Origin of the sequence: Sphingobium sp. (genome assembly GCF_003248505.1) — a bacterium.
Lineage (GTDB): Bacteria > Pseudomonadota > Alphaproteobacteria > Sphingomonadales > Sphingomonadaceae > Sphingobium.
On the sequence record NZ_QFOA01000185.1, the window covers coordinates 1 to 1,039 of the forward strand.

Below are 1,039 nucleotides of genomic sequence, written 5' to 3' on the forward strand. Positions count from 1 at the left end.
CAACGAAGGCGACCAAAGCTTCGCGCAAGCCGCCTGAACATGGCCGGGGGCACGGCTTAGTCCCCGCCCCCGGTTTCGGCCTTGGATGGAACTGTGCAACCGTCTAAAATGAGCCGCTGTTCTCAAACGCCAGGGATAATGGCCTATGCATATTTCCATATCTGATGCGGCAGGCCAACTCATCGACCTTGTTCGGCGCGCGGAAGCAGGGGAAGAAATCATCCTGACCCGTGAGGGACACGCTGCTGTCCGTCTTGTTCCGGTCAATATGCCTACTGACAGGGCCAGCCGCCGCGTTTTGCTGGAAGAGATGCGCTTGGCCGCCACAGCCAAGACGACAACTGGCCCCAATGCGACAAATAGCCAGGACTTTCTTTATGGCGATGAGGGCATGCCCGGATGATTGCGGTCGGCACGTGAAAGAGCGAACGTGTCTGCTGCTTTTGTCGGAGACGATTTCAGTCGGGGCGGATGTCGATCGCCTAACTTCATCGAGTTGACGGGTTTGGAAGCGCGCAGAGGAAGACCCAGCTGACGGTCATGCCGCGCCCGCAGTTGTCCGCGATCATTTAGTTCAAACCGCAGCACTTCTTGTATTTGGCGCCCGACCCGCAGGGACATGGTTCGTTACGCCCCGTCTTTTCGCGCTTGATGGCAGCCGGTCGGTGGGGGTCATTTTCAATCCGCCACTGGTGCAGGATCTCGACCCAGATCGGGATCAGGTCAGGTGCTTCCCGATCCCATTTGTCTTCCGCGGTGAGAGACAGCTTTTTCGTCCCATCGGCAAACGAGCGAAGTTCGCGAATACCCTCGATCGCGGCGCGGCAACCGGGATCATCGTCATTGAGGACACGCTGCCAGCCCGAAGGGGCAAGATCCATCGCCTGTCCAAAGCCCTCGATCCACGTCTCCCACAATGTCTCGTCCGACCGTGTGTCGATCTCCAGCACGGGTTCGAAGCTGCCCGGCTGACCCAGGCAGGCCAGGATGACATGATAATGGTGCATAACGAGGTCTGTGAAATGCTGGAAACCGCCCA

The 1,039-nt window shown here is 58.6% G+C and carries 2 protein-coding genes; one reads left to right on the forward strand and one right to left on the reverse strand.

What is annotated here, in order from left to right:
* The first annotated feature begins 145 nt into the window (after positions 1–145).
* Entirely contained in the window at positions 146–403 is a 258-nt protein-coding gene (locus tag DI606_RS20290) for a type II toxin-antitoxin system Phd/YefM family antitoxin (RefSeq protein ID WP_286867551.1), read from the forward strand.
* A gap of 166 nt (positions 404–569) precedes the next feature.
* Here DI606_RS20290 and DI606_RS20295 read toward each other — a convergent pair.
* Positions 570–1,039: UPF0149 family protein (locus DI606_RS20295; RefSeq protein WP_293985835.1), on the reverse strand; the 470-nt coding region annotated here is incomplete at its 5' end.

Bases quoted from the DNA above. Each gene is read 5' to 3' on its own strand.
- DI606_RS20290 (WP_286867551.1), top strand. From the start codon at position 146: ATGCATATTTCCATATCTGATGCGGCAGGCCAACTCATCGACCTTGTT.